At 29.3% G+C, this 6795-nt stretch carries 5 protein-coding genes; all 5 read left to right on the forward strand.

What is annotated here, in order from left to right; translation table 11 throughout:
* The first annotated feature begins 814 nt into the window (after window positions 1-814).
* The gene (locus tag AB2369_RS10025; RefSeq protein ID WP_367666341.1) at window positions 815-1618 is read left to right on the forward strand and encodes a transporter substrate-binding domain-containing protein; all 804 of its coding nucleotides are present in this window, start codon (window positions 815-817) and stop codon (window positions 1616-1618) included.
* A gap of 19 nt (window positions 1619-1637) precedes the next feature.
* A complete protein-coding gene (locus tag AB2369_RS10030) occupies window positions 1638-2324 on the forward strand; it encodes an amino acid ABC transporter permease (protein WP_367666342.1) in 687 nt (228 codons plus the stop codon).
* Window positions 2311-3033 (forward strand): amino acid ABC transporter ATP-binding protein, encoded by a 723-nt coding sequence (locus tag AB2369_RS10035; RefSeq protein ID WP_367666343.1) that lies wholly within the window; start codon window positions 2311-2313, stop codon window positions 3031-3033. The genes AB2369_RS10030 and AB2369_RS10035 overlap by 14 nt, the downstream gene beginning before the upstream one ends.
* A 628-nt stretch (window positions 3034-3661) precedes the next feature.
* Window positions 3662-6025 carry a stage II sporulation protein E gene (gene spoIIE, locus AB2369_RS10040; protein WP_367666344.1) on the forward strand — a complete coding sequence of 788 codons (2364 nt, stop codon included), beginning with the start codon at window positions 3662-3664 and terminating at the stop codon, window positions 6023-6025.
* A gap of 104 nt (window positions 6026-6129) precedes the next feature.
* Window positions 6130-6795 (forward strand): tRNA lysidine(34) synthetase TilS (tilS, locus tag AB2369_RS10045; protein WP_367666345.1); only part of this gene is annotated, 666 nt, incomplete at its 3' end.

The following is a 6795-nucleotide window of genomic DNA, read 5'->3' on the forward strand; positions in this document are numbered from 1 at the left end:
AGCATTCGGTTCATACCCGAAGGGTCGCAGGTTCAAGTCCTGTTTCCGCTACCAGAAGAGTTCATGATAATTATCATGAACTCTTTTTGTTATAAAAAAATACTTACCATGAGAAAGTCTTATCATATAAATCTAATCCGTATATTAAATTCTATTAAATACTTTCCTCTTAAAATTTTATCAATTAGACTTAGTTTCATATGAAATTAAAAAGTAATTTTTAAGTACATAGAATTTATAAGAAAATTTTTTTATAATAATTAGTTTAATCAGTTGTAATAGTTAAACATTAAAACAATCAAAGTTGATATGTAAATTTCTAATAAGTAAAAATTACCTATTAAAAGACAATAATTCCAATGGGCAGCTTAAGCATGGCAAGGAGCTCTTCTGTTTTTAATAAGATAATTTAACTATAAAGCTTATAGACATCTGATTTATAAAAAGTAAAAGATATAAAATCTTTAATGTAATTATTTAAAATAGAAAGTATAAGGTTTTTAGCCTAAATTTTAAATTATACATGTACTTAAATCCTTTTAAATTTTAGACTTTAAGCAGTTCATAATATAAGTTTTGAATCAAAAATCATATAACTATAGAATATATTTTATTTATGCATAATATATGCATAAAAGTATATAAGAAGTTTTGATGTAACAATACAGAGGTTGTGAAAACGTTTTACAGAAAGGTCTTGGATAGAAGATAGAAAAATAAATAAAAATTTTTAAAAATGTATTGCATAATTATACTTATATGATGTATAATTATGCATAAGTTGAAAAAGAGTTATACAAGGAGGATATTTAGAATGAATAAAAAATTTTTAAAGAAAGTAATATGTTTGGGTTTAATAACAATTCTAGGAGCATCTATGATGGCATGTGGTAAGAAAGAAGAGGCTCCAAAGGATGATAGTAAGAAAAAAATAGTTCTTGGTACTTCAGCAGATTATCCACCTTATGAGTTTCATAAAATAATAGATGGAAAAGATACTGTAGTAGGTTTTGATATTGAAATAGCAAAGGAAATAGCAAAGGATTTAGGTGCAGAGCTTGAAATAAATGAAATGAAATTTGATGGATTATTGCCAGCTCTTACTACAAATAAAGTAGATATGGTACTAGCAGGGATGAATCCTACACCAGAGAGAAGTGAAAGTGTAGATTTTTCAAATATATACTACACTGCAGACCAATCAATTATTGTTAAAACAGATAAGAAAGATAAATTTAAGGATAAATCTTCCTTCAATGGGCTTAAAGTAGGAGTTCAAAAAGGATCTATACAAGAGAAACTCGCAGAAGAGCAGCTTCAGGGAGCAGAACTTAAAAGACTTGGAAAGGTAACAGAACTTATGTTAGATCTTCAGAATAATAAGGTTGATGCAATAGTAGTAGAGACGCCAGTTGCAAAAGCCTATACTGATAAAAACCAAGATTTAAGTATAACTGATATTACTTTTGATATTAATAAGGAAGAGCAAGGATCAGCAGTAGCAGTTGCTAAGGGAAATGAAGAACTTAAGGAAGCTATAAATAAGACTTTAGATAGATTAATCAAAGAAGGAAAGATTGATGAATTTGTAGTAGAGGCAAATAAGTTAATTGAGTAAGAAATAAGGAGAATTATATATGGATTTTGGATTTATTAAAGAGTATTATCCTTATTATTTAGAGGGTATAAATTATACAATTATATTAGCTTTTTTTACAATATTATTAGGAATAATATTTGGACTTGCATTATGCTTAATGAAACTTTGTAATAATAAAGTCATAAGAACTATAGCCACTGCTTATATAGAATTTATTAGAGGAACTCCTGTATTAGTGCAATTACTTATAATATATTATGGACTTCCCGCTATTGGAATAAATTTTGATAATCTTTCTTTTCTTGGATCAAGTTCTCCTGACCTAATTTCAGCAATAATAACCTTGTCTTTAAATTCAGCAGCTTATGTTGCAGAAATAATAAGGGCAGGTATTGAGGCTGTAGATAAAGGGCAAATGGAGGCAGCTAGAAGTTTAGGAATGAGCAAGATTATGGCAATGAAGTATATAATAATTCCTCAGGGAATAAGAAATATTTTACCAGCTTTAGGTAATGAGTTTATAACTATTATAAAAGAGTCTTCTATAGTATCTGTTATAGGTATTAAGGAACTTATGTATAATGCTGATATTGTAAGAAGTATTACTTTCAAGCCTTTTGAGCCTTTAATAGTAGCAGCAGTAATATACTTTGTTCTAACATTTAGTTTATCAAAACTAGTAGCTTATTTTGAAAGGAGGATGAAGGTAAGTGATTCGTATTAATAAATTAAGTAAAAATTTTGGAAGTAATGAAGTTTTAAAAGATGTGGATGAACATATAAAAAAGGGAGAAGTAGTTGTTGTTATAGGTCCCTCAGGTTCAGGGAAATCTACATTTTTGAGATGTTTAAACTTACTGGAAAATCCATCTAAAGGAAGCATAGTTTTTGATGGACAAGATATTACAAGTGGAAAATTATCTATAGACAATATTAGAGCTAAGATGGGGATGGTTTTTCAAGGGTTTAATCTGTTTCCTCATAAAAGTGTACTTGATAATATAATTTTAGCTCCTATGATGGTTAAAAATATTAGTAAAGAAGAAGCTACAACTATAGCTTATAGACTTTTAGACAAGGTTGGACTTAAAGATAAAGCTACTTCATATCCAGGGTCTCTATCAGGAGGGCAAAAACAAAGAATTGCTATAGCTAGAGCCTTAGCAATGGAACCAGAAGTAATGCTTTTTGATGAACCTACTTCCGCACTGGATCCAGAGATGGTAGGAGAAGTTCTAAATGTAATGAAGGACTTAGCAAAAGAAGGTATGACTATGGTGGTTGTAACTCATGAGATGGGATTTGCAAGAGAGGTTGGAGATAGAATATTGTTTATGGATGGAGGAAATATCATAGAGCAGGGAAGTCCTAAAGAGATTTTTGAAAATCCTAGACATGGTAGAACTAAGGACTTTTTATCTAAGGTTTTATAAAGAGTACAATATATAAGTATGAATGTATAAGAGAAATTATAGTATATTTATATATAATAGAAATACCGTATATAAGATGGTTAATGGCATTATGGAGCTTATATTTTTAAAGTTCCATAATGCCATTTATATTTCATAGATTAAGACAAGTATAAATTTTAATATTATGGGGGTTATCATCACGTATCTTAGTCTAAGTTTAACTTTATTTTAGGAATTATGCTATTTTTATATTTTAAAGGAGAAAATATAAGATAATAAATGAGGTAATTTAAAAAAAACGGGTTTTAAGTAAAGTGATAATGTATTCTAGAAAGTTATCCACAAATTAATCCTTCTTTTTGATAATGACGACAAAAGAAAAAATATATAAATAAAATTATTATCCACAATATATGTGTTTAAATACTTCTTCATACATATATATTGTGGATAAGTAATAAAATTCACCATATACCATTACTATATAACATTGAAAATAAATTAACTTATGTGTTTTCTTTTTTCTATATTTCTGTATTTATGTAATATGGTTTTTTGTGCTTCTCAGAGTTTATGACAATAATTTCCAAAAGCCTTTGTTATAATTAGTGATACTAAGTTACAAAAAATGGTAGGAGGGAAATGGATGCAAATAGGAGCACAGGTAAGCAGTTACGAAAGGATTAATAAACACATTAGGGAGAAGGAAGTTGTAAAAAGTAACATAAATCTAAAGTTCATAGTATATTTTATAAGTGCTATTTTTATAAGCAGGGTTACTATGATAAATAATACAGCACCCTTTGGAATAGCATTAGCATTGACTATGATTAAGCATAAAAAGGATAGGTTACCACTGGCAGTAGGGGTTGGAAGTTTTATAGGATATATGACTCTATTTAATACCATAGAAGAGTTACCATTATATCTTATAATGATTACAGCCATAACATCTATTAATTATGGAATTAAGTCATTAAAGGTAATGCAAAAGATAGTTATATCATTACTCTTTATGTTAGGAGCCATGATTTTATATAGATATTTAGTGAATAGCTATACTCTAGCAGTGGTTTTTTTAACCTCAATCTTTCATTTGGCCATTATCTTCCCAATATATTTTATTATGGACTACGCTATAATATGCAGTGAAGAATTAAAAACTAAGCATTTATTTAAAAATGAAGAGATAATAAGCATGGCTATAGTGGTATCTTTAATTATTTCAGGAACCTGGGGAATGGATATATTAAATGTAAGTTTTAGGAACTTATTAGCTTTATCTTTTATAATGATAATTTCATATATAAATGGAAGTGCTGTAGGAGCAGCTACAGGAGTAGCTATGGGGATAATAGTTGGGGTATCCTCTAATAATATGATTAATTTCATAAGTATATATGGAGTTTGTGGATTAATAGTTGGAGTGTTTAAGGAAACGGGAAAATGGCTTACTGCCTTAGCTTATTTAGTTATATTTTGCATATTAAAACTTTATTCAGGTATATCAGAAGATATAAAAATAATAGAGGGGGTTATAACGTCAGGAATTTTTCTTTTGATACCTTCAAGAATATATGACAAATGGATTGTAGAGCTGGATTGGGAAAGAAAACAGGAAATTATAGGGCAAGACTATATAGAAAAAATAAAGGAGGTTTTTGAAGATAAATTAAAGGGATTTTCTTCTATATTAAATTCCACATCTACTATACTTAATGATTTAGTAGATAATGATAAATTAGTGATGAAACAAAAGAGTAGTGCCTTAATAGAAAACTTAGCAGAAAAAGTTTGTGGAAGGTGTGATATGAAAAATATATGTTGGAAGAGAGAATTTCATCATACCTACATAGGTTTCGGAGAGCTTATACAAAATTATCAGGAAAATACTTATAAGATTCCAAAACAACTCCAAGAAAAGTGTGTAAAAAGGACAACTCTTATTAGTTTCACAGAGGAGATCGTAAACAATTATATTATAAGTGAGATGTGGAGAAAGAGGTTGAGTGAAGGCAGAGAAATTCTATCAGGCCAAGTAAAAAATATGGCAAATACAATAGAAGAAATAGTAGAAGATTTTAATAAGGAGGTTTCTTTTAATATAGAGTTTGAAAAAACTTTAAGGAGGGTTTTAAATAAGAAATCATTAAAGGTCAGCGATGTATTATGTTATGAAGATAGAAATTCAAGGCTTCATGTGAAACTAACTAAGGAAGCTTGCGGTGGTAAGGAAAAATGTATAAAGCAGGTATTACCTTTAATAAATGAGGTCTCTGGAAGATTAATGTGTGTTGGGGACGAAGGATGCATAGTAGATAGTAATACTAAAAAGTGTACTATTTGGTTTGAAGAGACTCCAAAGTTCCATGTATCTTCTTATGTGGCTAGAGAGAGTAAAGATGGAGAAAAGTTTAATGGAGATAGTTATAGCTACGGAAAATTAAAAGATGGGACTTATATGACAGTATTAAGTGATGGTATGGGTTCAGGACCAGAAGCTCATAGGGAAAGTAAAGCAGCTGTAGAGCTTATAGAAAAATTTACTGAGGGGGGTTTTAGTAAGGAGACTGCTATAAATACTGTTAATTCAGTTATGAGCATAAGATGTTCAGAGGAGGATAAGTTTTCTACCTTAGATTTGAATAGTATAGATATATATAGTGGAGATGTAACCTTTATGAAAGTAGGGGCAGTAGCAAGTTTTATAAAGTCAGAAAGTGGCGTGGATGCAATAAGCTCTAAAACCTTACCTATCGGAGTTTTAGATAAGGTAGATGTTGATATTATAGAAAGGAGAGTTGTAAACGGAGATATGATAATAACAATAAGTGACGGAATCATGGATTCCGTAGAGGGGGAATGGATACTTTCATATCTCAATGAAACTACTTGTAGCAACCCAAAAGAGTTAGCCAATGACATAATAAATAGAGTTAAGGAGTTAAGTGGAGGTAAAGCCAAAGATGATATGACAATTATTGTTTCTAAGGTTTATGACTTATATTAAAGCACTCCTTTTGGAGTGCTTTTATTTAATAATAAACTTAATACTTCATATTTAAAAAACTGTGGTATAATAAGCTTATTATTATGTTACTAGGAAGTGGGTAAATGATAGTAAAGGTTAGAGATTTTGTTAAAGAAAATAATATGATATCTAAGAATGATAAGGTTCTAGTAGCTTTATCAGGAGGACCAGATTCTATTTGTTTAATACATATATTAAATGAACTTAAAGATGAACTAGGTATAGAAATACTGGCAGCCCATTTAAATCATTGCTTAAGAGGAGAGGATGCTAATAAAGATGAAGAGTACGTAAGAGAATTTTGTAAAAGTTTAAACATCCAATGCTATGTAAAAAGAGTAGATATAAATAGGTATGCTAAGGAGAGAGCTTTATCAAGTGAGATGGCAGGGCGAGAAGCTAGGTATGAATTCTTTAATGACTTAAAAGAAGAGTTTAATATTAATAAGATAGCAGTAGCCCACAATTTAAATGATCAAGCTGAAACTGTTCTTATGAGACTTATGAGGGGAACAGGAATAGAAGGACTTATAGGAATAAGACCTGTTAGAGATAATATTTATATAAGACCTATACTATCTTTAAATAGACATGAGATAGAAGCCTATTGTGAGGATAATAAGCTTTTACCTAGGATAGATAAGACTAATTTAGAGACTATATATTCTCGAAATAAGGTAAGACTTGAACTTATTCCTTATATTGAGAAAAATTTTAATGAAGATATTATAAATACCCTAAATAGATTT

Origin of the sequence: Clostridium sp., assembly GCF_040797585.1 — a bacterium.
GTDB lineage: Bacteria > Bacillota > Clostridia > Clostridiales > Clostridiaceae > Clostridium_Z.

Bases quoted from the DNA above. Each gene is read 5' to 3' on its own strand.
- AB2369_RS10025 (WP_367666341.1), top strand. From the start codon at position 815: ATGAATAAAAAATTTTTAAAGAAAGTAATATGTTTGGGTTTAATAACA.
- AB2369_RS10030 (WP_367666342.1), top strand. From the start codon at position 1,638: ATGGATTTTGGATTTATTAAAGAGTATTATCCTTATTATTTAGAGGGT.
- spoIIE (WP_367666344.1), top strand. From the start codon at position 3,662: ATGCAAATAGGAGCACAGGTAAGCAGTTACGAAAGGATTAATAAACAC.